At 66.5% G+C, this 24,623-nt stretch carries 19 protein-coding genes and 1 riboswitch; of the genes, 14 read left to right on the forward strand and 5 right to left on the reverse strand.

Translation table 11 applies throughout. The features are described from left to right. The first annotated feature begins 69 nt into the window (after positions 1–69). Positions 70–1,635, forward strand: a complete 1,566-nt coding sequence (locus OKA11_RS00530; protein ID WP_267218263.1) for a bifunctional GNAT family N-acetyltransferase/carbon-nitrogen hydrolase family protein — start codon at positions 70–72, stop codon at positions 1,633–1,635. Between the two features lie 13 nt (positions 1,636–1,648). Here OKA11_RS00530 and OKA11_RS00535 read toward each other — a convergent pair whose 3' ends face one another. Continuing rightward, the gene (locus OKA11_RS00535) at positions 1,649–2,944 is read right to left on the reverse strand and encodes an HD-GYP domain-containing protein (protein WP_267218264.1); all 1,296 of its coding nucleotides are present in this window, start codon (positions 2,942–2,944) and stop codon (positions 1,649–1,651) included. A 147-nt stretch (positions 2,945–3,091) separates the two neighbouring features. Then, positions 3,092–4,744 carry an alpha-amylase family glycosyl hydrolase gene (locus OKA11_RS00540; protein WP_267218265.1) on the reverse strand — a complete coding sequence of 551 codons (1,653 nt, stop codon included), beginning with the start codon at positions 4,742–4,744 and terminating at the stop codon, positions 3,092–3,094. Between the two features lie 298 nt (positions 4,745–5,042). On the opposite strand from OKA11_RS00540, the gene OKA11_RS00545 reads away from it, so the two are divergent. From OKA11_RS00545 to cobJ, 9 genes are all read left to right on the forward strand, one after another. Then, positions 5,043–7,424 carry a glycogen/starch/alpha-glucan phosphorylase gene (locus OKA11_RS00545; RefSeq protein ID WP_267218607.1) on the forward strand — a complete coding sequence of 794 codons (2,382 nt, stop codon included), beginning with the start codon at positions 5,043–5,045 and terminating at the stop codon, positions 7,422–7,424. A gap of 14 nt (positions 7,425–7,438) precedes the next feature. Next, a complete protein-coding gene (gene glgB, locus OKA11_RS00550) occupies positions 7,439–9,628 on the forward strand; it encodes a 1,4-alpha-glucan branching protein GlgB (protein ID WP_267218608.1) in 2,190 nt (729 codons plus the stop codon). 64 nt (positions 9,629–9,692) lie between these two features. After that, positions 9,693–10,952 carry a glucose-1-phosphate adenylyltransferase gene (glgC, locus tag OKA11_RS00555; RefSeq protein WP_267218266.1) on the forward strand — a complete coding sequence of 420 codons (1,260 nt, stop codon included), beginning with the start codon at positions 9,693–9,695 and terminating at the stop codon, positions 10,950–10,952. 169 nt (positions 10,953–11,121) lie between these two features. After that, complete coding sequence (gene glgA, locus OKA11_RS00560) at positions 11,122–12,579, forward strand: glycogen synthase GlgA (protein ID WP_267218267.1); 1,458 nt, start codon at positions 11,122–11,124, stop codon at positions 12,577–12,579. Then, positions 12,576–14,393, forward strand: coding sequence for a glycogen debranching protein GlgX (glgX, locus tag OKA11_RS00565; protein WP_267218268.1), 1,818 nt, complete (start codon positions 12,576–12,578; stop codon positions 14,391–14,393). Before glgA ends, glgX begins: the two co-directional genes overlap by 4 nt. Before the next feature lie 69 nt (positions 14,394–14,462). After that, a riboswitch (cobalamin riboswitch) is annotated at positions 14,463–14,688 on the forward strand. 174 nt (positions 14,689–14,862) lie between these two features. Continuing rightward, positions 14,863–16,020 (forward strand): cobalamin biosynthesis protein CobG, encoded by a 1,158-nt coding sequence (locus OKA11_RS00570; protein WP_267218269.1) that lies wholly within the window; start codon positions 14,863–14,865, stop codon positions 16,018–16,020. Further along, positions 16,020–16,649, forward strand: coding sequence for a precorrin-8X methylmutase (locus OKA11_RS00575; RefSeq protein ID WP_267218270.1), 630 nt, complete (start codon positions 16,020–16,022; stop codon positions 16,647–16,649). Before OKA11_RS00570 ends, OKA11_RS00575 begins: the two co-directional genes overlap by 1 nt. Beyond that, a complete protein-coding gene (gene cobI / locus OKA11_RS00580) occupies positions 16,646–17,407 on the forward strand; it encodes a precorrin-2 C(20)-methyltransferase (RefSeq protein WP_267218271.1) in 762 nt (253 codons plus the stop codon). The genes OKA11_RS00575 and cobI overlap by 4 nt, the downstream gene beginning before the upstream one ends. Further along, entirely contained in the window at positions 17,404–18,153 is a 750-nt protein-coding gene (gene cobJ, locus OKA11_RS00585; RefSeq protein WP_267218272.1) for a precorrin-3B C(17)-methyltransferase, read from the forward strand. Before cobI ends, cobJ begins: the two co-directional genes overlap by 4 nt. On the opposite strand, the gene OKA11_RS00590 is transcribed toward cobJ, so the two are convergent. Further along, entirely contained in the window at positions 18,129–18,878 is a 750-nt protein-coding gene (locus tag OKA11_RS00590) for a cobalt-precorrin-6A reductase (RefSeq protein WP_267218273.1), read from the reverse strand. The two genes, cobJ and OKA11_RS00590, sit on opposite strands and share 25 nt — an antisense overlap. On the opposite strand from OKA11_RS00590, the gene cbiE reads away from it, so the two are divergent. The 4 genes from cbiE to cobF are packed head-to-tail and all read left to right on the forward strand — an operon-like array spanning position 18,877 to position 22,017. After that, on the forward strand, positions 18,877–20,085 hold the full coding sequence (gene cbiE, locus OKA11_RS00595; protein ID WP_267218274.1) for a precorrin-6y C5,15-methyltransferase (decarboxylating) subunit CbiE: 1,209 nt from the start codon (positions 18,877–18,879) through the stop codon (positions 20,083–20,085). The two genes, OKA11_RS00590 and cbiE, sit on opposite strands and share 2 nt — an antisense overlap. Then, positions 20,082–20,453 carry a cobalamin biosynthesis protein gene (locus tag OKA11_RS00600; RefSeq protein WP_267218275.1) on the forward strand — a complete coding sequence of 124 codons (372 nt, stop codon included), beginning with the start codon at positions 20,082–20,084 and terminating at the stop codon, positions 20,451–20,453. The genes cbiE and OKA11_RS00600 overlap by 4 nt, the downstream gene beginning before the upstream one ends. After that, entirely contained in the window at positions 20,450–21,235 is a 786-nt protein-coding gene (gene cobM, locus OKA11_RS00605) for a precorrin-4 C(11)-methyltransferase (protein WP_267218276.1), read from the forward strand. The genes OKA11_RS00600 and cobM overlap by 4 nt, the downstream gene beginning before the upstream one ends. 8 nt (positions 21,236–21,243) lie before the next feature. Then, positions 21,244–22,017 carry a precorrin-6A synthase (deacetylating) gene (gene cobF, locus OKA11_RS00610; protein ID WP_267218277.1) on the forward strand — a complete coding sequence of 258 codons (774 nt, stop codon included), beginning with the start codon at positions 21,244–21,246 and terminating at the stop codon, positions 22,015–22,017. A gap of 254 nt (positions 22,018–22,271) precedes the next feature. Here the strand turns inward: cobF and OKA11_RS00615 are convergent, their stop codons facing one another. Together OKA11_RS00615 and OKA11_RS00620 are read right to left on the reverse strand one after the other, a co-directional pair. Next, complete coding sequence (locus tag OKA11_RS00615) at positions 22,272–22,901, reverse strand: response regulator transcription factor (RefSeq protein WP_267218278.1); 630 nt, start codon at positions 22,899–22,901, stop codon at positions 22,272–22,274. Beyond that, positions 22,898–24,574, reverse strand: a complete 1,677-nt coding sequence (locus OKA11_RS00620; protein WP_267218279.1) for a sensor histidine kinase — start codon at positions 24,572–24,574, stop codon at positions 22,898–22,900. The genes OKA11_RS00615 and OKA11_RS00620 overlap by 4 nt, the downstream gene beginning before the upstream one ends. Positions 24,575–24,623 lie beyond the last annotated feature (49 nt).

Raw genomic sequence — 24,623 nt, forward strand, 5'->3', positions numbered from 1 at the left:
GTGGGGACGCGAAAAAAGAGTCGCCGCCAGGGCTGGAACCCTCCGCCGTCCCGCGCGTAAGGTTGCTCCATGGACCAGATCAAAGCCAAGCTCATCATTCGTCCCGCCACCGTCGCCGACGCCCCTGCCATCGCCCGCCTCTCCAGCAAGGTCTATGGTACCGCCGATGCCTTCACCCGTGCGGAGATCCGGGGGCAGGTGATCAACTTCCCTGAAGGCCAGTTCGTGGCCGAGTACGAGGGCAAGCTGGTGGGGCACTGCGCGACGATGATCGTCACGGCCGATCAGGCCTTGCGTCCGCATACCTGGGAAGAGATCAGCAATGGCGGTTATGGCCGCCCGCCTGCCGACGATGGCGACGTGCTCTATGGTTTCGAGGTCTGCGTCGATCCCGATTACCGGCGCCTGCGCATCGGCCAGCGCCTCTATCGCAAGCGCAAGGAAGTCTGCCAGTATTTCGAGCTCAAGGGCATCGCCTTTGCCGGCCGGATGCCCGGCTATTCCCGCCGCAAGCGCCAGTATCCGAACCCTGCGGACTACCTGGAGGCGGTGAAGAACAAGAAGGTCCGTGACGCCGTCATCCAGTTCCAGATGAACGAGGGGTACGAGCCGCGCGGAATCCTGCCGGACTATATCCCGAACGACAAGGAAAGCGGCGGCAACGCCGTGATCATGTATTGGACCAACCCGCTTGCCCCGCGCGACACCGGCAAGGCGATCCCGGGCTTCAAGGAACGCGTGCCGTCGAGCGTGCGGGTCGCCACCGTGCAGTTCATGATGCGCAAGATCGAGACGATCGACCAGTTTGAGGAGCAGGTCGAATACTGGATCGACGTGGCTTCGGATTACGAGAGTGACTTCGTGGTCTTCCCGGAGCTCTTCACGCTGGAGCTGCTCTCGATCGAGGAAACCAAGCTGGAACCCGCGGCCGCCATCGAGAAGATCGCGGACTACACGACGCGCTTCGTGGAATTCATGCAGCGCATGGCGGTTAGCTACAATATCAACGTGATCGGCGGCTCGCACCCCACCCGCGTCAAGCTGGGCGGCGGCAAGAGCGAGATCCGCAACATCGCCTACACCTTCCTGCGCGACGGTGCGGTGCATGAGACGCAGAAGCTGCACCCCACTCCCTCCGAGCGCAAGTGGTGGAACATCAAGGGCGGCTACGGCGCCAACGTGATCCCCACCGATTGCGGGCCGATCGGCGTGATGATCTGCTACGACAGCGAGTTCCCCGAACTCTCCCGCCACCTCGTCAACCAGGGCGCGCTGATGCTGTTCGTGCCGTTCTGCACCGACGAGCGGCGGGGCTTCCTGCGCGTGCGCTACTGCTGCCAGGCCCGTGCGGTGGAAAACCAGTGCTACGTCGTCACCTCCGGTGTTGTCGGCAACTTGCCCAACGTCGAGAACATGGATGTCCACTACGCCGAAAGCGCGATCCTGACGCCTTCGGACTTTCCCTTCGCGCGCGACGGCGTGGCAGCGGATACGGCGCCCAATACCGAGACGATCGCGATCGCCGATCTCAGCCTCGATGCGCTGTTGACCGCGCGCCAGTCCGGCGCGGTGCAGAACCTCAAGGACCGCCGGTTCGATCTCTACCGTGTCGAATGGACGCAGCAGCCGGGCTGACGCGGCGCTGGCGTCAGAGGGTGCGCTGCACGGTCGCCAATACCTTTTCCCGTAAGGCGGTGGCCGGCGGCAGGCCGTGGCTTTCGAGGTCGGCGATGCCCGTGATGGCATCCTCGCCGAAGCAATGACCGAGCGGAATGGTGTGTCCAGCGACATGGCGGCCCATCGCGGTTGAAAAGAAGGCATGGACGACAGGGAGTTCCGGCGCTTCGGGGTCCTGATCGACGACCATCGCGATCCGGCCGCTGCGCAGCGCGACAAAGGTGCCGATCGGGTAGACGCCCAGCGATTCCACGAAGCGGGCAACGATCTTCGCGTCGAAGCGCTGCGGCTGGCTCTCCATGTCGCGCAGCACTTGCGCCGGGTCGAGCGGAACGCCGGTGAGCGCACCGCCGACGGCGAGGTCAAAATGGTCGCAGATCGCCGCCATGCGCGAGAACAGGTCGAGGTCGCCGCCCGGCACCATGAATTCACTGCCGGTACCGGCAACGGATTCGTGGTGACGCGAGACGGCCCGAAGCACTTCGCCCGGCATGTCGCCCGCCGCCTCCAATAGCTGCCGGCCGACAACTGTGTGCCGCTCCCATAGCTCGGCCGGGATTTCGCTGGCGATGCCCATGCCTTCGGAAAACTCGATGTCGAGTTGGCTGACGCCCACGTCCAGCAGCAGCCCGGCCAGCCCGGCCAGCCGGGATTCGCCCGGAGGCAGGCGCATCTGGCGGGCGAGCGAGACCATCAGCGCGCTGGTGGACAGCATGTGGCGGTAGATCGGTTCACTTTCCGACTTGCAGCGCATCAGGCCGGAGAAGGCGTAGGGATTCCGTTCGATCGAGGCGTGGATGTCCTCCACCACCGGGGCAACTTCGGCCACGCGCGGGACTTTTCCCAGGCGGGCTTCGAGAAAGACCCGGGAGATGACCTTGCGCGACTTGCCGGCCACCAGCCGGGCATTGCCGAACTCGCGGGTGATCGGGATCGGGCCGGAGCGCAGCGAAGCACCGTTGGCGATCGGCGATCCGCGCAGCGGAGGTGGCGGCATGACCCGGCGCGGCGCAGGGCGCATGGGGTGCGGCACCGAGGGCGCTGCAGCAGCTGCCATTTCCTTTTCCGCAGGAGCGCAAATATCGGCACCGCGTTCGGTATCGATGATCACGGCGTCGATCTCGCTGGCCCTCACGATGTCCAGCCGCTCGCGATCATCCACCACGAAACTGGCGCGCCAGAACGGATGGCGCAGCCAGTTGCCCTGGAACGACTGGATGTACATTCCCATTTCGACTTGCGACGGCAATATGCGCTTGAGAACCATTCCAAACCCGCGACGTGGAGGAGCCTGGTTCGCGGATAGCGCGCACAAGGCTTTCTCCGCGTTCGCGCAAGGCTCGGTAAGTTCACGTATTATAGACGGATTTCTGGTTAACCGGAGCGCAGGGATGTGGCAGATTATCGTTTTTGTTCAGTTGGTTCCCAGCCATAGGGCGCCATAGGCGGGGAGATGGTCATGATCGGCCCCGTTCACCGATAGCACGATCATTCCTGTGGCGGGCTCTGGCAGGTCGATAGGGCTGGCGGAGAGGTTGAACAGGCAGCGCACACGCGCGGTCCCGGCATCGCGTTCGAACATGAGCAGGTCGTCGTCTGCGGACCAGTCGACCAGGGAGCCATGGCGGAGTGCCGGGATCGCCTTGCGCAAGGCCAGCAAGTGGCGGGTGAAGTGCAGCAGCGATGCCGGATCCGCTTCCTGAACCGCGACCGCGCGGGACAGGTTTTCACAAGACATCGGCAGCCACGGCGAGCCGGTGGTGAAGGCGCCCTGTGCCGCGTCTTCCCATGGAATCGGCGTGCGGACACCATCGCGTGACAGCGTGAGCGGCCAGTTGGCGATCGCCTCGGGGTCCTGAAGCTGTTCGTAGGGGATCTCGTCCTGCACCAGGCCGAGTTCCTCGCCCTGATAGACGATCACGTTGCCGCGCAGCGCCGTCAGCAGCGCCATCTTCACGCGGGCAAAGGCTGTGCGGTTCTCCGGCGCGCACCAGCGCGAGACCGCGCGAGGGGCGTCGTGGTTTTCGAAGGCCCAGCTTGGCCAGCCGCCCACTTCTCCGGGCGCGAGCTCCCAGCGGTCCAGCACGTCGACCACGATGCCTGCCGTTAATGCCGGGGCATAGAGGAAGTCGAAACCATAGGCGCTGTTGAGCCGGTGATTGCCCGAGGTATAGGCGCGCCGGTCCGCCTGAGGATGGTCGCCGCCGATTTCGGCGACGGTATGGATGGCGGAGAATTCGTCGCAGACCCCGCGCAGCTTCTCGACCACGGCGACCATGCCCGGATGCGACTGGCTGTATTTCTTGATCTGGTAGTCGAAAGGGCGGGATCGCACGCGGCCATCCTCGAGCGCGGGCGGATTGTCGCGCAGTTCGGGGTCGTGCATCGCGTGGTTGAGCGCGTCGAGACGGAACCCGTCCACCCCACGCTCCAGCCAGAACCGGGCGACGTCCATGATCGCGTCCTGCACATCGAGGTTGTGCATGTTGAGCTGCGGCTGCTCCTTGAGGAACGTATGCATGTAGTACTGCCGCCGCCGCGCGTCCCAGGTCCAGGCCGGGCCGCCGAACACCGACTGCCAGTTGTTGGGCGGGGTGCCATCCGCGTTCGGATCGTGCCAGACATACCAGTCCGCCTTGGCATTGTCGCGGTTCTGGCGGCTTTCCGCGAACCATGCGTGCTGGTCCGAAGTATGCGCGTAGACCTGATCGATCAGCACTTTCAGGCCCAGTTCGTGCGCACGGGCGACCAGCGCATCGAAATCGTCCATGGTGCCGAAGACCGGGTCGATGCCGCGATAATCGGCCACGTCATAGCCGAAATCGCGCATCGGCGAGGTGAAGAACGGCGATATCCAGATCGCATCGACGCCCAGCGCCGCCACATAGTCCAGCCGGCGGGTGATGCCCGCCAGATCGCCCACGCCGTCGCCATCGCTGTCCTGAAAGCTGCGCGGATAGATCTGGTAGATTGCAGCGCCCTGCCACCACGGCCGCGGCGGTGTTTCTTGGGCTGTTGCCGCAGGAACGGTCTCGGGGGAAGCCGCGTCGGTATGATCGAGAGTCATGCGCACCTTTCGCGAAGGCTGGCGGAAGCGTCCCGTATAACAGCCACGATCTTGGCTGGCGAATTTTTTGCGGCACCGCACAATCGCTCTTGCCGCGTCGCGATGCTGTGCTAGCCATGGTGGAGGAAGTCGGGAAGAGATGGGCGCGCACCGGGTTCGGGGCGTCCGAAGATGGTGTAAACCGCCGCCGCTGTGGACTTTTTTCGGTTCGGCGGACGGCTTGTTCAGGAGTGTGCCCGTGGCTACCGATCCTGTGTCAGACACTTCTCCGCTGGCTTCCGTGCAAACCCCGTCCGAAATGGACAAGCATATCGTTCGCGTCCTGCGAAACCGGGTAGGCAAGGACGAACGCGCGGCCAAGCAGTACGACTGGTACACCGCCTCGATCTACGCGCTGCGCGACAAGATCATCGACAGCTGGTTCGAATCGACCCGCCGCACCTACGATACCGGCGGCAAGCGGGTCTATTACCTCTCGATGGAATTCCTGATCGGCCGGCTGCTGCGCGACGCGCTCTCGAACATGGGCATGACGCGCGAGTTCGAGAAGGCGCTGGCCGCGCACGGCCTCGACCTTGCCGCGCTGGAAGAGCTGGAGCCCGACGCGGCGCTGGGCAATGGCGGCCTTGGGCGTCTGGCGGCATGCTTCATGGAGAGCCTCGCAACGCTGGACATCCCGGCCTACGGCTATGGCATCCGCTACAAGAACGGCATGTTCCGCCAGCGTGTTGACGATGGCTGGCAGGTCGAACTGCCCGAGACCTGGCTGGCCCACGGTAACCCGTGGGAGTTCGAGCGGGTGGAAAGCACCTACCGCATCGGCTTCGGCGGTGAAGTGGTGGCAGAGGGCGAGGGCGTGTTCTGGCACCCGGCCGAGCAGGTCGAGGCGACCGCGATCGATACGCCGATCGTGGGCTGGCGCGGCAAGCGGGTGAACACGCTGCGGCTCTGGACCTCGAGTCCGCTCGATCCGATCAAGCTCGATGCCTTCAACGCCGGCGACCACTTTGGCGCTCTGGCGGAGCAGGTGCGGGCGGACAGCCTCGTGCGCGTGCTGTATCCCGCCGATTCCAGCCCTGCCGGGCAGGAACTGCGGCTGCGGCAGGAGTATTTCTTCACCGCCGCCTCGATCCAGGACATCGTGCGCCGCCACGTCCAGTACGAAGGCGACATCCGCACGCTGCCCGAGAAGGTGGCGATCCAGCTCAACGACACGCATCCCTCGGTCGCGGTGGCCGAACTGATGCGGCTGCTGGTCGATACCCTGGGGCTGGAATTCAACGAGGCCTGGGACCTGTGCCGCCAGACGGTGTCCTATACCAACCACACCCTGCTTCCCGAAGCGCTGGAATCCTGGCCTCTGCCGTTGTTCGAGCGGATGCTGCCGCGCCATATGCAGATCATCTACGCGATCAACAGCCGGGTGCTGCGCGAGGCCCGCAAGGCGGGCTGCGACGACGCGCAGATCGCGGCAATCTCGCTGATCGACGAGGGTGGTGAGCGGCGCGTGCGCATGGCGAACCTGGCTTTCGTGGGATCGCATTCGGTGAACGGCGTGGCCGCGCTCCATACCGAACTGATGAAGGAGACGGTCTTTGCCGATCTCCACCGCCTCTATCCCACGCGGATCAACAACAAGACCAACGGCGTCACCCCCCGCCGCTGGCTGCAGCAGTGCAACCCGGGCCTGACCCGGGTGATCCGCGATGCCATCGGCGATGGCTTCCTGGACGACGCGGAAAAGCTCGCCGACCTCAACGCCCACGCGGGCGATGTGCAGCTGGGTGAACGCGTGGCCGAAGTGAAGCGCGCGAACAAGCTGGCCCTGGCAGACTACATCAAGAAGACGATGGGCGTGCGGCTCGCCCCCGATGCGCTGTTCGATGTGCAGATCAAGCGTATCCACGAATACAAGCGCCAGCTCCTCAACCTGATCGAGACGGTGGCGCTCTACGACCAGATCCGCAGCCATCCGGAGCGGGACTGGGTGCCGCGTGTGAAGATCTTCGCGGGCAAGGCGGCGCCGAGCTATCATAACGCCAAGCTGATCATCAAGCTGGCCAACGACATCGCCCGGCGCGTCAATGCCGATCCTTCGGTGGGCGGGCTGCTGAAGGTGGTGTTCGTGCCCAACTACAACGTCAGCCTGGGCGAGCGGATCTTCCCGGCAGCGGACCTGTCCGAACAGATCTCGACCGCAGGCATGGAGGCTTCGGGCACCGGCAACATGAAGTTCGCGCTGAACGGCGCGCTGACGATCGGTACGCTTGATGGCGCCAATGTCGAGATCAAGGATCATGTCGGCGACGACAATATCGTCATCTTCGGCCTCACTGCCGAAGAAGTCGCTCGAAAGCGTGCCGACGGATACAATCCCCGCGAAGTGATCGAGGGATCGCGCGAGTTGAGCCAGGCGCTCACCGCGATCTCGTCCGGGGTATTTTCTCCGGACGATCCCAATCGCTACAAGGATCTGGTCGGCGGCATTTACGACCATGACTGGTTCATGTGCGCGGCCGATTTCGATGCTTATGCGGCGGCGCAACGTTCAGTTGATGCCTGGTGGGAGGATACTTCCCGCTGGCGCAGCGCAGCGATACGCAATATTGCGAATGTAGGCTGGTTCTCGTCCGATCGGACGATTGCCGAGTACGCGAGAGAGATCTGGAAGGTTCTGTGACGTCACCGGAAAGTCTGAAACCACCCGAAAGTGCAATTGAGGCTCTCCTTCAAGGCGTTCATGCAGACCCGTTCTCGCTTCTGGGCGTGCTGCCCGGGCCGGACGGGACGTTCCTGCGCGCGATCCTGCCGGGCGCCGAGGAGGTCGAGGCGTTCAGCCTCGACGGCCGCCGGATGGGGCGGCTCGGCAAGATCGACGACCGGGGGCTGTTCGAAGGGCGGCTGAGTGTAAAGCCGCAGCCGATCCGCTATCGCTGCTCGGCGGGAGAGAACGACTGGCTGGTCACCGATCCCTATACCTTCGGTCCGGTGCTGGGGCCCATCGACGATCTCTTGATCGCGCAGGGCACGCATTTCCGCCTGTTCGACAAGCTGGGCGCCCACATCATCGCGCATGAGGGCGCCAGGGGCGTTCACTTCGCGGTCTGGGCACCCAATGCCCGCCTCGTCAGCGTGGTGGGGGACTTCAACGACTGGGATCCCAAGCGCCATGTGATGCGCGATCGCAAGGACATTGGCGTCTGGGAAATCTTCATCCCCGACATCGGGGACTATCGCGCCTACAAGTACCACATCGTCGGCGCCGACGGAGTGGTGCAGCCACTCAAGGCCGATCCATTCGCGTTCATGTCGGAAATCCGCCCGGCCAACGCCTCGATGACCGCGCATCCGGCCAAGCTGGACTGGGGCGACGAGGCGCACCGCGATCACTGGGCCTCGGTCGATCCGCGCAAGGTTCCGGTGTCGATCTACGAAGTCCACGCCGGTTCCTGGCAGCGCGACCGCTTCAACTGGTTCCTGAACTGGGACGATCTGGCGGAGCAGCTGATTCCTTATGTCGTCGAGATGGGTTTTACCCATATCGAGTTCCTGCCGATCAGCGAGCATCCCTACGACCCGTCATGGGGCTATCAGGCGACCGGGCTCTACGCGCCGTCCTCGCGGTTCGGCGAACCGGCGGGGTTCGCGCGCTTCGTGGACGGTGCGCACCGGGCCGGGATCGGTGTAATCCTCGACTGGGTGCCCGCGCATTTCCCGACCGACCAGCACGGTCTCGTCCGGTTCGACGGCACTGCGCTTTACGAACATGCCGATCCGCGCATGGGTTTCCAGCCGGACTGGAACACGCTGATCTACAACTTCGGCCGGCGCGAGGTGGTGAGTTTCCTCGTCAACAACGCGCTGTTCTGGGCCGAGCGCTATCACGTCGATGGCCTGCGCGTGGATGCGGTCGCCTCGATGCTCTACCGGGACTATTCGCGCAAGGAAGGGGAATGGATCCCCAATGCGCAGGGCGGGCGCGAAAACTGGGAAGCGGTGGATTTCCTGCGCGCGGTCAATCGCGCGATCTACGGCCAACACCCCGGCGTCATCACGATCGCCGAGGAGTCGACCGCCTGGCCCGGCGTCACCCAGCCCGCCTACGAGGCGGACGATGGCCAGGCTGGTGCGGGACGCGCCAGTTCGCTGGGCTTCGGTTTCAAGTGGAACATGGGCTTCATGCACGACACGCTGCGCTACATGGCGCGCGATCCGGTGCATCGGCGCTATCACCACAACGACATCACGTTTGGGCTGACTTACGCGTTTTCCGAAAACTACGTGCTGCCGCTCAGCCATGACGAAGTGGTTCATGGCAAGGGATCGCTGCTCGGCAAGATGAGCGGGGATGACTGGCAGCAGTTCGCCAATCTGCGGGCCTATTACGGGCTGATGTGGGGCTATCCCGGCAAGAAGCTGCTGTTCATGGGCCAGGAATTCGCCCAGCGCCGCGAGTGGAGCGAGGAGCGCGCGCTCGACTGGAAACTGCGCGAAGCCCCCGCGCACGAAGGCGTGCGCAATCTGGTGAAGGACCTCAACCGCCTCTACCGCACCAAGCGTGCCCTCCACGCGGGGGACTGCGATGGCGGCGGGTTCGAGTGGCTGGTGGTCGACGATGCCGCCAATTCGGTCTTCGCATGGCTGCGCAAAGCTGCGGGATCGAAGCCGATCGCGGTCGTCTCCAACATGACCCCGGCGATGCTCACCGGTTACCGGCTGCCGCTGCCTCATGCCGGCACGTGGCGGGAGATCCTCAATACCGATGCGCTGAACTACGGCGGCAGCGGCAAGGGCAACATGGGGCTGGTCAAGGCCGCGGGCGGATATGCGACCGTCACGCTCCCGCCACTTGCCACGATCATGCTGGAATTCGACGACAACTGACTGAGTTCACGACAGGGGCCCTTGTTCGGCATGGGGCCGACGATGTGCAAGGAGAGTGTTTCAGATGCGTACCTCGGGATCGCCGCTCGCACGCGACGCCATGGCCTATGTGCTCGCGGGGGGGAGGGGTAGCCGGCTTGCCGAACTGACGGACAACCGGGCCAAGCCCGCGGTCTATTTTGGCGGCATGAGCCGCATCATCGACTTTGCGCTGTCCAACGCGATCAATTCGGGCATCCGCCGCATCGGCGTGGCCACCCAGTACAAGGCGCATAGCCTGATCCGCCACATGAACCGCGCGTGGAACTTCATGCGGCCGGAGCGCAACGAAAGTTTCGACATCCTGCCTGCCAGCCAGCGCATTTCCGAAATGCTGTGGTACGAAGGCACGGCCGATGCGGTGTTCCAGAACATCGATATCATCGCATCCTACAGCCCGAAGTACATGGTGATCCTGGCGGGCGACCACATCTACAAGATGGACTACGAATTGATGCTGCAGGAGCATGTCAGTTCGGGCGCGGACGTGACGGTGGGCTGCCTTGTCGTGCCGAAGAAGGAAGCCAGCGGTTTCGGCGTCATGCATGTCGACGAGCACGACGTGATCACCTCGTTCGTGGAAAAACCCAAGGATCCGCCGACGATCCCGGGCGATCCGGACAATTGCCTCGCTTCCATGGGCATCTATGTCTTCGATACCGAGTTCCTGTTCGAGCAACTGCGGCGTGATGCCGAAGATCCCGATTCCAAGCGCGATTTCGGCGGCGACATCATTCCCTACATCGTCAGGCACGGGAAGGCGCAGGCGCACCGTTTCACCAATTCCTGCATCCGCGCGGCCGAGGAGATCGAGGAGTACTGGCGCGACGTCGGCACCGTGGATGCCTACTTCGACGCCAATCTCGACCTGACCGACACCGTGCCCAAGCTCAACATGTACGACCGCGACTGGCCGATCTGGACCGACACCGTCGTCGCCGCGCCCGCCAAGTTCGTGCACGACGAGGAAGGCCGGCGCGGCGAGGCGATTTCCTCGCTGATCAGCCAGGACTGCATCGTCTCAGGCGCGCTGGCGCGGCGTTCGCTGCTGTTCACCGGGGTCAAGATGGGCAGCTATTCCTCCGTCAACGAAGCGGTGATCCTGCCTTACTGCAACATCGGCCGTCATGCGCGGCTGAGCCGGGTCATCATCGATTCCGGCGTGCGCATTCCCGAAGGGCTGGTGGTGGGAGAAGACCCGGTTCTCGACGGCCAGCGTTTCCGCCGCACCGACAATGGCGTATGCCTCATCACCAAGCGCATGATCGAACGGCTGGAAATGTAAGGGTTTGTTTGGGGAATGCCCGAGAGGGCATTTCCCGTAGCGGCACCGGCCCGCTCCCTCACCCGACCACCCATTAGGGTACAATCGTTGGGAGGTCGGGTGAGGGAGCGGGCCGGTACCGCCAAAATCCGCCGTAGGCGGATTTTCAAATACCGAAAAGGATAATGAATTGAAGGTTCTGTCGGTCGCATCCGAAGCGGTTCCCCTGATCAAGACCGGTGGGCTGGCCGATGTTGCCGGCGCGCTTCCTTCGGCGCTGGCGCCAAGCGGGGTGGAAGTGACCACGCTGCTGCCGGGCTACCCCTCGGTGCTCAAGGCGATCGGCCGGGCCCGCGCGGTCCATGCTTGGGATTCGCTGCTGGGCGTGTCGGCGCGGCTGCTGTCCGCGAAGATCGACGGCCATCCGCTGCTGGTGCTCGATGCGCCGGCCCTGTTCACCCGCGAGGGCGCACCTTACACAGATGGTGCCGGGCGCGACTGGGGAGACAACTGGCACCGCTTTTCCGCCTTTGGCCGCGCCGCAGCCGACATCGCGGGCGGCGCCATGGTCAGCCGGGGCAAGGCGACGCGTTATGACGTCGTCCACGCGCATGACTGGCAGGCGGCGATGGCCTGCGCCTATCTGCGCTTCGCTCCGTTCGGCGGAGACGAGGGGCGGGTGCCGTCGGTGGTCACGGTCCACAACATGGCGTTTCAGGGCTGGTTCGGTTCGGAAGTGTTCCCCGGTGTCGGCCTGCCCGCCGCCGCATGGACGATGGAGGGCGTGGAGTACCACGGCGGTCTCGGCATGTTGAAGGCCGGGCTCGCCTGTGCCGATGCGGTCACCACCGTCAGCCCCACGTATGCGCGCGAAATCCGCTCGGCGAACTTCGGCATGGGGCTGGAAGGGCTGGTGATCGCGCGGGGCAATGCCGTCAGCGGCATTCTCAACGGTATCGACACGGCGCTGTGGAACCCGGCCGAGGACGCCGCGCTCGCCGCGCGCTACTCTCCGCGCACGCTCGACAAGCGCAAGGCCAACAAGCGCGCACTGGAGGCCGAGTTCGGCCTCGACGAGGATGACGGCCCGCTGTTCATAGCGGTCACGCGCCTCACCTGGCAGAAGGGCATGGACGTGCTGCCCGAAGTGCTGGATCATCTCGTCGGCATCGGTGGACGGCTGGCGCTGCTGGGCTCGGGAGACCGTGCGATCGAGCGCCAGCTGCGCGAAGGGGCCGCGCGCCATCCGGGCCGGGTGGGCCTGCGGTTTGGATACGACGAGGACTTGTCGCACCGCATGCAGGGCGGCGGCGATGCGATCCTCATCCCCTCGCGCTTCGAGCCTTGCGGGCTGACCCAGCTTTATGGCCTGGCCTATGGCTGTCTCCCGGTTGTTTCCCGCACCGGCGGTCTTGCCGATACGGTGATCGATGCCAATCCGGCTGCGCTCGCAGCGGGTGTCGCCACCGGCATCCAGTTCGACGGCGTGCATTACGACGCACTCTCGGCGGCGCTGACCCGCACGGTGGAATTGTGGAATGAACCGGAGGTCTGGGCGGCGCTTCAGAAGAACGCGATGAAGGCCGATTTCTCGTGGACGGCGAGCGGCGCGGCTTACGCCAGGCTCTACCGCAAGCTGGCTGCATGAGCCCGCTCGGCGTCGAGATCGGGGGCGACGCCACGCGCTTCACGGTGCGGGCGCCGCTGGCCGACATGGTCTGGTTGTGCCTGTTTTCCGGCGCTGAGGAAACGCGCCATGCGATGGTCCGGCAAGGCCCGGAATGGACGCTGGCGCTGCCGGGCAACCTGACCGGCGCGCATTACGGCTATCGCGCAGCCGGGGAGTGGGCGCCCGAGCGCGGGCTGTGGTTCGATCCGGCCAAGCTGCTGGTCGATCCCCGGGCGGTGGAACTGGACCGCCGCTTCGTGCAGGACCAGCGCCTTGCCGTCCACGGCGAGGATACCGCAGACATCGTTCCGCGCGCGGTGGTACCCGCTGCCGCGCCGCCGCCGGCACTGGATCCGCCCCGCTTCCGCACGGGCGGGCTGGTCTACGAACTCAACGTCCGCGGCTTCACCCGTCTCCATCCCGATGTGCCCGAGCACATGCGCGGCACGGTCGCGGCACTTGCCCACCCGGCTGTGCTCGCCCATCTCAAGAAGATGCATGTGACGGCGGTGGAACTGATGCCGATCGTTGCCTGGGTGGACGAGAGGCACTTGCCGCCGCTCGGCCTCGTCAACGCATGGGGCTATAATCCGGTGGCGATGATGGCGCTCGATCCGGGCCTGTGTCCCGGCGGGGTGACTGAGCTGCGCAATACGGTCGCCGCACTCCATGCCGAGGGGATCGGCGTGCTGCTCGATATGGTGTTCAACCATACCGGCGAGAGCGACGGCTTGGGCGGCATCCTTTCGCTGCGCGGACTGGACAACGGCGCCTACGCCCATGCACCCGATGGGGCGCTCATCAATGATACCGGCTGCGGCAATACGCTGGATTTCGCCAATCCGGCGGTGCGGCGGCTGGCGCTTGACGCGATGCGGCATTTTGCGAGCGCCTGCGCCGTGGACGGCTTCCGCTTCGACCTTGCGCCAGTCATGGCGCGCGGTCCCGGGTTCGATCCTGCCGCGCCGATCTTTGCGGAGATCGCCGCCGATCCGGTGCTCTCGACGCGGGTGATGATCGCCGAGCCGTGGGACATTGGCCCGGGCGGCTATCAGCTTGGCAATTTTCCCGCCAACTGGCTCGAATGGAACGACCGCTTCCGCGACGACGTGCGCCGTTTCTGGCGCGGGGACGAGGGCATCGGCAAGCTGGCGACGCGGCTGGCGGGCTCTTCCGATGTGTTCGGCCCGCTTGCCCCGCATTCCGCCTGCCGTTCGGTCAATTTCCTTGCCGCGCATGATGGTTTCACGCTGGCCGATACCGTCGCTTACGAGCGCCGTCACAACTGGGCCAATGGCGAGAACAACCGTGATGGCCACGGCGAGAACTTCAGCTGGAACCACGGCGTCGAGGGGAGCACCGACGATGCGGCGGTGCTGGCGGCGCGCAAGTCCGATCTCAAGGCGATGCTCGGCACCCTGTTTGCCTCCACCGGCACCATCATGCTGACCGCGGGCGATGAATTCGGCCGCACCCAGCACGGCAACAACAACGCCTATTGTCAGGACAATGCGATCGGCTGGGTGGATTGGGAGGGCCGCGACCATGAACTGGAGGATTACGTCGCCGGGCTCGGCGCTGCGCGGATGACCTATCTGGCGGCCTTCCAGCGCTTCGAGGATCACGGCACATGGCATGCCCCGGACGGCCGGGAAATGACGGTGGCTGATTGGGAGCGCCCCGGCGAGAACCGTCTCGACTGGGCCTATACCGGGGCGGAAGGTACCTTGAGCTTCACCATCGACCGGCAGGAGCGGCGGGTTTCTGCGATCGCACGGGCGGCCACGGCCTGATTTCGGGAAGGCGCGTTGGCAAGCGCGGGTTTTTGTAATAAGCGATGCGCGCTCGCAGGCTTCGGCTTGCTGGGCAACGATCGCGCCGGTGTCCCGAAAGGGGCTTAAAAGGGAACGCGGTGCGGGTGGATCACGCCATCCGAAGCCGAGGCTGTCCCTGCAACTGTAAGCGGTGAGCGAGATGACGAGGTCTTCCTGAGGGGAAGGCCGGCCACTGGACCAGCCAGGTCCGGGAAGGCTGTGCATCGAGCTTTGACCCGCGAGCCAGGAGACCTGCCGGCGCGTCGGTCGCTCTTGCCTTGGTCCAGGGAAAGGCCACGGCTCGGTACTCCGCGTGAGCGACGAAACCGTGCGGCTGGGGCTGCATCGGCGCGCAGGGAAGGGCGTATTGCGCGCGCCCCTCGCTGTGTGCGGACCGGCGCGAGCCGGCAGGCCCCGGCCATCGTCGCTGCGCGCGTGGAGCCTTGGCATGCCCGTTTCCGGGACGACCAGATGTGCGAGCCCCTTCGTGGTGCGGGGATGGTGCCCATCGGCCTGGCGGCCGCTCGAATCCGGCGACGGGCTGATCGTGCGCCTGCGCCCGCCGCTGGCCCGGCTGACCCGTGCGCAGGCGCTGGGCCTGTGCGAGCTTGCACTGGGCCACGGCAGCGGCACGCTCGACCTGACGAGCCGGGGCAATCTTCAGCTACGCGGGGTGAGGGAAACGACATTGCGCCCGCTCCTCGAAGGGCTGGTGGCACTGGGGCTGGTCGATGGCGATGCCGAGCGCGAGGCCCGGCGCAATCTGACACTGGCACCGGACTGGTCGGAGGGGGACGAGACCGAGGGTATCGCCCGCGCTTTCATGGACCGGCTGGACCGGTTGCCCCCGCTGCCGGGCAAAGTCGGATTCGCCATCGATGCCGGTTCTCAGCCGGTTTTGGGACTGGTCCCGGCCGATTTCCGCATCGAACGCGGTGAGACCGGCGCGCTGATCCTGCGCGCGGAGGGCCGCGAGACCGGTGTGCCTGTCGACATGGACGGTGCCGCCGAAGCGCTGATCGATCTTGCTCACTGGTTCGTGGATAGCGGCGGTGCGGGGTCGGGGCGGATGGTGCGCCATCACGCCGAACTCCCCGCTTGGGCGCAGGGGGCTGTGCGCCCGGCCGCCCCGCGCGGCCCACTAGCCCCGGGCCTTCACCCGCTTGGCGCGGCGTTTGGTGTGGCTTTCGGCAGTTTGCACGCCGAGGCCTTGGCAGAACTGCTGGACAAGACCGAGGCCCGCGCCGTCCGGCTCACGCCATGGCGCGTGCTGCTGCTGGAGAACGCCGCGCTTGTTCCGGCTGTGGGTTTCGCCACGGAGGCGTCCGATCCATCGCTGCGTGCCGATGCCTGCCCCGGAATGCCGGCCTGTCCGCAGGCCAGCGTCGAAACGCGTCCCGTGGCCGAGCGCCTCGCGCCCCATGTGGCCGGGCGCCTGCATGTCTCGGGCTGTGCAAAAGGCTGCGCCCGGTCGCTTCCTGCCGCGGTTACCCTGACCGGTCGCGGCGGGACTTTCGATCTCTCGTTCGAAACCCGCGCCGGCGCGCCGCCGGTCATCGCCGGGCTGCAACCCCACCAGATTCTCACGCATTTCGGAGCCGATTGATGCCGCACCATTACGAGACCGACGGCGCCGCGATCTATCGCCAGTCCTTCGCCACGATCCGCGCCGAGGCCGATCTCGCCCGCTTCGATGCCGACGAGGAGCGCATCGCGGTACGCATGATCCACGCCGCCGGGCTGGTCGAACTCGCCGCGCACATCCGCTTCTCGCCGGGCTTCGCGGGCGCGGCGATGGCGGCGGTCGCGCGCGGGGCGCCCATTCTCTGCGATGCGCGCATGGTCAGCGAAGGCATTACCCGCGCCCGCCTGCCGGCGGGAAATCCGCTGGTCTGCACCCTCAATGCGCCCGAGATTCCGGCGCTGGCGGCGTCGATCGGCAATACCCGTTCGGCCGCCGCGCTCGAACTCTGGCGGCCGTATCTGGAAGGGGCGCTGGTGGCGATCGGCAATGCACCGACCGCGCTGTTCCATCTGCTGAACATGCTGGAAGATCCGCAATGCCCGCGTCCCGCAGCAATCATCGGCTGTCCGGTCGGCTTCGTCGGTGCGGCGGAATCGAAGGCGGCCTTGTGGGCGGAGCAGCCGGTGCCGTGCTGCGTGGTCGAGGGGCGCCTGGGGGGAAGCGCCATCACGGTTGCGGCGGTCAATGCGATCGGGAGCAAGGCGGAATGAACGCGGAAACGAAAATCGAGCCGAACGTCGCGGTGAAGACCGGAACGATCTACGGGGTTGGGCTTGGTCCCGGCGCGCAGGACCTGATGAGCGTCCGCGCCGACCGGCTGGTGCGCGGCGCGCGTCACCTTGCCTATTTCCGCAAGGCCGGCCGCCCCGGACAGGCGCGCCGGATCGTCGAGGGCATGTTGCGCGGCGATGTGACCGAGTTCGCCATGGAATACCCGGTCACCACCGAGATCTCGCTGGCCGATCCGCGCTACAACGCCTGCCTTTCCGAATTCTATGCCGCCTGCACCCAGCATCTCGGCACACTGGCGCGCCGCGGGGAGGATGTTGTCGTTCTGTGCGAGGGCGATCCGTTCTTCTACGGCTCCTTCATGCACCTCCATGCTCGGCTTTCGGGCATGGCGGCGGTGGAAATCGTGCCGGGCATCACCGGCATGTCGGGCGCATGGACCGCCAGCGGTGCACCGATCACCTGGGGTGACGATGTGTTGACGGTGCTCATGGCCACGTTGCCCGAAGCCGACCTCGCGCGGCGGATCGCCGATACCGACGCGCTGGTGGTGATGAAGATCGGCCGAAATCTCGCCAAGCTGCGCCGCGCGGTGGCGGCGGCGGGGCGCGAGCATGAGGCATGGCTGGTCGAGCATGCGGCCATGGCCGAACAGCGCATCACCCCACTGGTCGAAGCGGAAGCCGTGACGCCCTATTTCTCGATCCTGCTGATCCACGGCAAGGGCCGCCGACCGTGAGCGGGTGGATCGCGATCGCCGGACTCGGGCCGGGCCGCGAGACGCTGGTCACGCCGGAAGTGTCGCAGGCGCTGGCCGAGGCCAGCGACGTGCTCGGCTACATCCCCTATGTCGCGCGGGTCGCCCCGCGCGAGGGGCTGGTGCTCCATGCCAGCGACAACCGGGTGGAGCTCCAGCGCGCTACCCATGCGCTGGAGATGGCGGCTGCGGGGAGGCGGGTGGTGGTCGTCTCTTCAGGCGATCCCGGGGTTTTCGCGATGGCCGCTGCCGTGTTCGAGGCGCTGGAGCAGGGGCCGCCGGAGTGGCTTTCGCTCGACATCCGCGTGCTGCCGGGGATCACCGCGATGCTGGCGGCCAGCGCCCGCGCGGGGGCGCCGCTGGGGCATGATTTCTGTGCGATCAACCTCTCGGACAACCTCAAGCCATGGGCGCTGATCGAGCGGCGCCTGCGTCTTGCGGCGGAGGCGGACTTCGCGATGGCATTCTACAACCCGCGCTCCAAGGCCCGCCCGGAAGGGTTCACCCGGACGCTGGAGGTGCTGCGCGAGGCTTGCGGCGCGGATCGGCCGATCCTGTTCGCCCGCGCGGTGTCGACGCCCGAGGAGCACCTGCGGGTCACGACGCTGGGCGAGGCAAGCCCGGACATGGCCGATATGCGCACTGTGGTCATTGTCGGGTCGAGCCGAACGCGGCTGATCCCGCGTGAGGGTGCGCCGATCCTCTACACGCCGAGATCGGCGGAATGAGAGAGCCAGTCGAACACGGCATCCACGCTGTGCGCGGTCTCGGTCGGCGCGGCGATCGGGCGCTCGATCATCATGACCGGAATGCCAAGGCGGCGCGCGGCGATGAGCTTGGCCTGCGCGCCGTGGCCGCCCGCGTTCTTGCAGACGACGAGGTCGATCCGGTGCTGCGCCAGCAAGCGCATGTCGTCTTGTTCCGTGAAGGGGCCGCGATCAACGACAAGATGATGGTCGGGAAGGGCCGGCGGCTGCCGGGGCCGGTCGACGAAGCGCAGCAGGTAATGGTGTTGGCCTTGCGCGGCGAAGGCCTCGACATGCATGCGGCCGAGCGCCAGCATCACCCGGCGCGGCGGTCCGGCAAGCGCGGCGACGGCGGCGGCCATATCGGGCACGGATTGCCAGCGGTCGCCCGGCTGCGGCGTCCAGCCGGGGCGGGTGAGCGTGAGCAGCGGCGTGCCGGTCGCCTCGGCGGCGGCCAGGGCATTGCGGCTCATGGTGGCCGCGAACGGATGGGTCGCATCGATCAGGTGGGAGACGTGGTGGTCCTGCAAGTACTGCGCAAGGCCGTCCGCTCCGCCGAAGCCGCCGATCCGCACCGGGATCGGTTGGCTGCGCGGCGCCTCGGTGCGTCCGGCGTAGCTGAGCATGGCCTTCACTCCCCGTTCCGCCATGGCGCGGGCGAGCGCGCTTGCTTCGGTGGTGCCGCCCAGGATGAGGATATGGGACATGACTGATTCTCCCGGGCGGGCCTGGCTGACGCTGGTCGGCATCGGCGAGGATGGCCTTTCCGGCCTCTGCGCAGATGCCCGCGCGGTGCTGGCCGAAGCCGATCTGGTGACCGGCGCCGAACGGCACATGGCGTTGGTGGGCGGACTTAGGGCCGAATGCCGGACATGGCCAGTGCCCTTTGCCAGCGGCATTGACGGCCTCCTCGCCGAGCGCGGGCGGCGCACGGTGATGTTGGTGTCGGGTGACCCGTTCTGGTTCGGTGCGGGTTCGGTGATCGCGCGCCATCTGGCACCGCACGAGTGGACGGCGATGCCCGGACGCTCGACCTTTTCGCTGGCGGCGGCGCGGTTGGGCTGGGCGCTGGAAACGACCGTCTGCCTTGGCCTTCATGCGGCCCCGCTGGCGCGATTACGCCCACATCTGGCGCCGGGCGTGCAGGTGCTGGTTCTGGTGCGGGACGGCGCGGCGGTGGCGGAGCTCATGGCCTATCTGACAGCGCAAGGTTTCGGCGCTTCCGAGGTCACGGTGCTGGAGGCACTGGGCGGCCCGCGCGAACGCATTCGTTCCATGCGCGCCGATGCAGAGGCTTTTGCCGATGCGGCGCATCCGGTGGCGCTTGGCATACGGTTCGCAGGGAACGGGGCGGTTCTGCCCCGAGCGAGCGGGGTGGCTGACGACTGGTTCCAGCATGACGGGCAGATCACCAAGCGCCCCGTGCGCGCGCTCACGCTCTCGGCGCTGGCGCCGCGTGCCGGCGAACGCCTGTGGGACATCGGCTGCGGGTCGGGCTCCATTGCCATCGAGTGGCTGCTCGCAGATCCCGCCATGCAGGCGACCGGGTTCGAGGCCGATCCCGAGCGGGCGGAGCGGGCGCGGGGCAATGCCCGGACGCTGGGCGTGGACCGGTTGCAGGTGGTCGAAGGGCGCGTGCCCGATGGTCTGGCGGATCACCCGCTGCCCGACGCGGTGTTCATCGGCGGCGGGCTGAGCGAGGCCTTGCTCGACAGGCTTTGGAAGCTGCTGGGCAAGGGCACACGCATCGTCGCCAATGCGGTGACGCTGGAATCGGAAGCCCTGCTGGCAAAGTGGCAGGCGGACAAGGGCGGTGACCTGCTGCGGATCGAACTCGCGCAGGCAGCCCCGCTCGGCACGCGGCGCGGGTGGAAGGCGCAGTATCCGGTGGTGCAGTGGAGCGCGGTGCGATGATCGTCGCCGGCTTCGGCTTCCGGCAGGGTGCGACTTTGGCCTCGCTCGAGAGCGCGCTGGAGCTTGGCCGCAGGCAGGTGCCTTCCCTCTGCATCGCCCTGCTCGCCGCGCCTGAGGACAAGTGCGGGCTTGTGGCCGAACTGGCCGCGCGGCTTGGACTTCCGGTTCTCGGCATTGCCCCGCAGGCGCTGGAGGCAGCAGCGACAGTCACCCGGTCCGCCGCCAGCCTCGCCGCCCGCGGCACCGGCAGCGTTGCCGAAGCCTCCGCGCTCGCCGCGACAGGCGCGCCGTCACGCCTGATCGTCTCCCGTATCGTTTCGTCAGACCGGATGGCCACTTGCGCCATTGCCGAAGGAGCCTTGTCTTGACTGTCCATTTCATCGGCGCCGGTCCCGGCGCGCCCGATCTGCTGACCTTGCGCGGACGCGACCTGATCGCCGCCAGCCCGGTCTGCCTCTATGCCGGATCGCTGGTGCCCGCCGCCGTGCTTGGCCATTGCCCGCCGGGTGCGCGCATCGTCAACACTGCGCCGATGGACCTCGACGCGATCATCGAGACGATCCGCGAGGCGCATGAGGCCGGGCAGGACGTGGCGCGGCTCCATTCGGGCGATCTTTCGGTCTGGTCAGCCATGGGCGAGCAGGTGCGACGCCTGCGCGCGCTCGCCATTCCCTTCACCGTGACGCCGGGGGTTCCCGCTTTTGCTGCCGCTGCCGCCGCGCTGGAAACGGAACTGACGGTGCCGGCGCTGGCGCAGTCGGTGGTGCTGACGCGCACCCCTGGCCGCGCCAGCACGATGCCCGAGCGCGAGAGCCTGGAACGCTTCGCCGCGACCGGAGCGACGCTGGCGATCCACCTCTCGATCCACAATCTCGAGGCGGTGGTGCGCGATCTCCTGCCTTCCTACGGCAGCGACTGCCCGGTGGCGGTGGTCTGGCGGGCGAGCTGGCCGGACGAGCGGATCGTGCGCGCCACGCTGGCAACGGTGGAGGCGGCGGTGGCGGGCAGCATGGAGCGTACCGCGCTGATCCTTGTGGGGCCCTCGCTGGGCGCGCATGTGGAAGGTGAAAGCAGCCTCTATGCTGCAGGCTACGACCGCCGCTTCCGCCCGCAATCGGCGCAGTCGGTCTTCGCTGGCCGCGAGGACTGAGCGCGGCGATGATCGATCTGCACCTGATCGGCATTGGTACCGGCAATCCCGATCATCTGACGATGGCGGCGATCCGGGCCATGAACGGGGCCGACCTGATCCTGCTCCCGCGCAAGGGCGGGGAAGGCGATGGCAGAAGCGATCTCGTCGATCTGCGCCGCGTCCTTTGCGACAAGGTGCTGACCCGGCCGGTGCGGGTGGTGGAGTTCGATCTTCCCGCTCGCGCCGCCGAGGGTCCCTATATCGAGGCGGTGCGTGACTGGCATGCCGCCATCGCTGCGGCCTGGCGTGCAGAGATCGATGCCCATCTCCCGCGCGGGGGCAAGCTGGCGCTGCTCGTCTGGGGCGATCCTTCGCTCTATGACAGCACCTTGCGTATTGCCGCGCGATTGCAGCGCGAAGGACTTGATCTGCGGTCCCATGTCGTCCCCGGGATCAGCAGCGTGCAACTGCTGACGGCGGCCCATGCGATCCCGCTGAACACGCTGGCCTCGTCGGTCACCATCACCACCGGGCGGCGGCTGCGCGAACAGGGTTGGCCGGAAGGCGCCGATACAGTGGTGGTGATGCTTGATGGGGGCTGTGCGTTCGAAACGCTGCCGGCGGAAGGTATCGAGATCTGGTGGGGCGGTTTCCTTGGCTTGCCGCAGGAAGCGCTCGTCAGCGGACCGCTGGCCGAGGCCGGGCCGCACATAGTCGCGCTCAGGGCTATGCTGCGCAAGAAGCATGGCTGGATAATGGACATCTACCTGCTGCGACGGTCAGCGGGTTCCCGGCTTTGAGCAGTTTCCGATCGGATTGCATCGGATCAATTGTTCTAGGATTCTCGTATTACGCGTTTTCCGAAAAATGGCTGACAGGATGGGGTCGCCCATCCCGCCAGCCAGTCCAGGGTAAACCCGTAAAACGGGTCGCCCTTCGGGTCGCCTCGTAAAATCGTCGCACCTGGCGCAAAGCGCGGATCGCGCTGCAGCCTCTGGAAACAGGGACTGCTGCATGGCTGAAGGGAGAACCATCCGGGAAATTCCCGGAGGCGTTATCGTGGCAGGGGGGGCGTTCCCTCACCACGGCTGAGTGCGATGAGCTGCGCCAGCCCGTTGGTCTGCGTCTTGGCCACGATCGCGGCGCGGTGGTCCTCCACGGTGCGCGCCGAGATCGCCAGGCGTTCGGCGATTTCCTTGTTGCTGTGTCCGCGCACGAGCAGGTCGAAAACCTCCCGTTCGCGCCGGGTGAAAAGGGCGGTCAGGGTGAGGATGCGCCGTTCGCGCTCCGACCAGTTCAGCCCTTCGGAGACCGCGCTGACAAGGCGGTCGGTGTCGATCGGCTTCTCCAGATAGTCGAGCCCGCCATGTCGGCGCACGGCATCGACGGCGTGGGTGGTGGTCGGCCAGGCTGTCATGAACACCAGGGCGAGGGACGGGACGCGGCTGCGCAGGCTTTCCGCGAAAGCGAAGCCATCGGTGGTGCCGAGCTGGATGTCGCTGACGAGGCAGCCGAATACCTGTCTGTCCAGTGCGGCGGACACGGTTGCGGTGTCGAAGAACGCCTGCGCCGCGAAGCCGTGCCGGATGAGCAGCCGGGCGATGGTGCAGGCGAGATCTTCATCATCGTCCAGCACGGCGACCATGGCGGGCGGGGGCGCCGCGTGAGGGGATTGGATCGTCATGTCTCGGTTCCGGAACGAGGCGAGTGGAGCGGCAGCGAAACCACCATGTGCACGAAGCCCGGCTCGTCGTCGCGGACCAGCATGCCGCCGTGGGCCTCGACGATGGTGCGAGCAATGATGACGCCTATGCCCATCCCGGCCCCTGATGCCGAGGGCGGCGCGGAGCGGGCCGAAACGGCGTTGGTGATCCGGATGACAGCGTCGTCGCCCCGCATCTGCGTGCTCATCCGCACGGTGCGGTCCGCAGCGGCGGTGATGGCATTGCGCAGCAGGTTGACGAGCGCCTGCGAGAGCTCGATTTCCTGGGCATGTACGGTGAGGTCGGGCGGAACCGGTGCCAGCACCAGCTGGCATTGCGCGCTGCGCAGTTCCGGCGCGACCATCTGCACCGATGATTGCAGCAGCATGCACAGCGGCAGGGGAGACGGCTCGTCCACGGAGCGGCCACCGAAACGGCGCAGCCGCCGGACCAGTTCGGAAAGGGTATGGGCCTTGCGGTCGACCAGTGCGGCACTTTGCGCGATGTCGGCATCGAGGTCGGCAGTGCGGCTCTTGAGGTGGCCTGCCTCGATCGCCAGCGTGGAGAGCGGTTGGCTGATCTCGTGGATCACGGCCACCGACATGGCCCGCAGCGTCTTCAGCCGCTCCGCCTGGAACAGCAGGCGGTTGCGCCGTGCGAGCATGTCCTCGGCAATCTTCTGGGTGTCGGCGTAACAGCCCGACAGCCAGGTGACGATGGCGACGGCGGCGAGGCTGAGGTGCAGGTTCAGCCGCTCTCCATCGCCGAGCGGCCCGGCGGAATAGGGGAGGAACAGGGCAACGACGGCCAGGATCGTGAACCAGGCGGCGGTGCGGCCATGGCGCAGGCCGATCCAGGCCCCCGCGAGGAGCAGCGGTGTCGGTTGCGCGCCGAGACCGGCGCGCCATAGCGCGACGGTCAGCCACATGGAGGCGCCGAGGATGACGGCGCCGGGCACGAGCAGTCGCCAGCCGGGCATGGTAAGGGCGCGGCGTTCGGCCGAGCGATAGAAGCGTGCGAGCGAGAGCAATGGCGGCGCCAGCACGATGATGCCGAGCAGGTCGCCGAGGGCCAGGCCGGTCAGCGACACCACCAGCTGCACCCGGATCGCCGATGGTCCCGCCGTGGGAGGCAGCGCCAGTTCCAGCGGTACGAACATCAGCGCATTGAGCACTGGGGCCAGCAGCGCGGCGATACCCAGGCGCATGGGGGCAGCGGTAACCGGTTCGCTGCCGCTTTCGCCACGATGGCCTGACAGGCGGCCGGCCATGGAGCGGGCAATCGCGATCGCGGCAGCGTAGGCAAGGGCCGGGCGCATGATGCTGATGCTGTCGTGAATGACACCGGATCCGGTGAGCGGCAGCGCCCCGGTCATCGCATCGACACACAGTTCCGTGGCCATCAACCAAGGGGTGATCGCCAGGCCGCGCCGCCAGAGTGCCGCAAAACGCAGTCCGGCGGCGGGATACCATAGCGAAAAGAATCCGCCTCCGCCCCATGGGTGGGCCGCCCAATGCAAGGCGGCGAAGGCCAGCCCGTAAAGTGCCAGCAGCAGAAGATCCGGGGCGTACCTGCGGGCAAGATCCGCCGTCAGGTCTGCCGCGCCGATGTGCGCGCCGCCCGCCTTCGCGGAAATCGTCTTGGTCCAGTCCATCACGGCACGGGCTTTGGCCGGTTTGCCGGAAACGGGGAACCCGGAATAT

It is taken from the genome of Novosphingobium clariflavum (assembly GCF_026420865.1).
Lineage (GTDB): Bacteria > Pseudomonadota > Alphaproteobacteria > Sphingomonadales > Sphingomonadaceae > Novosphingobium > Novosphingobium clariflavum.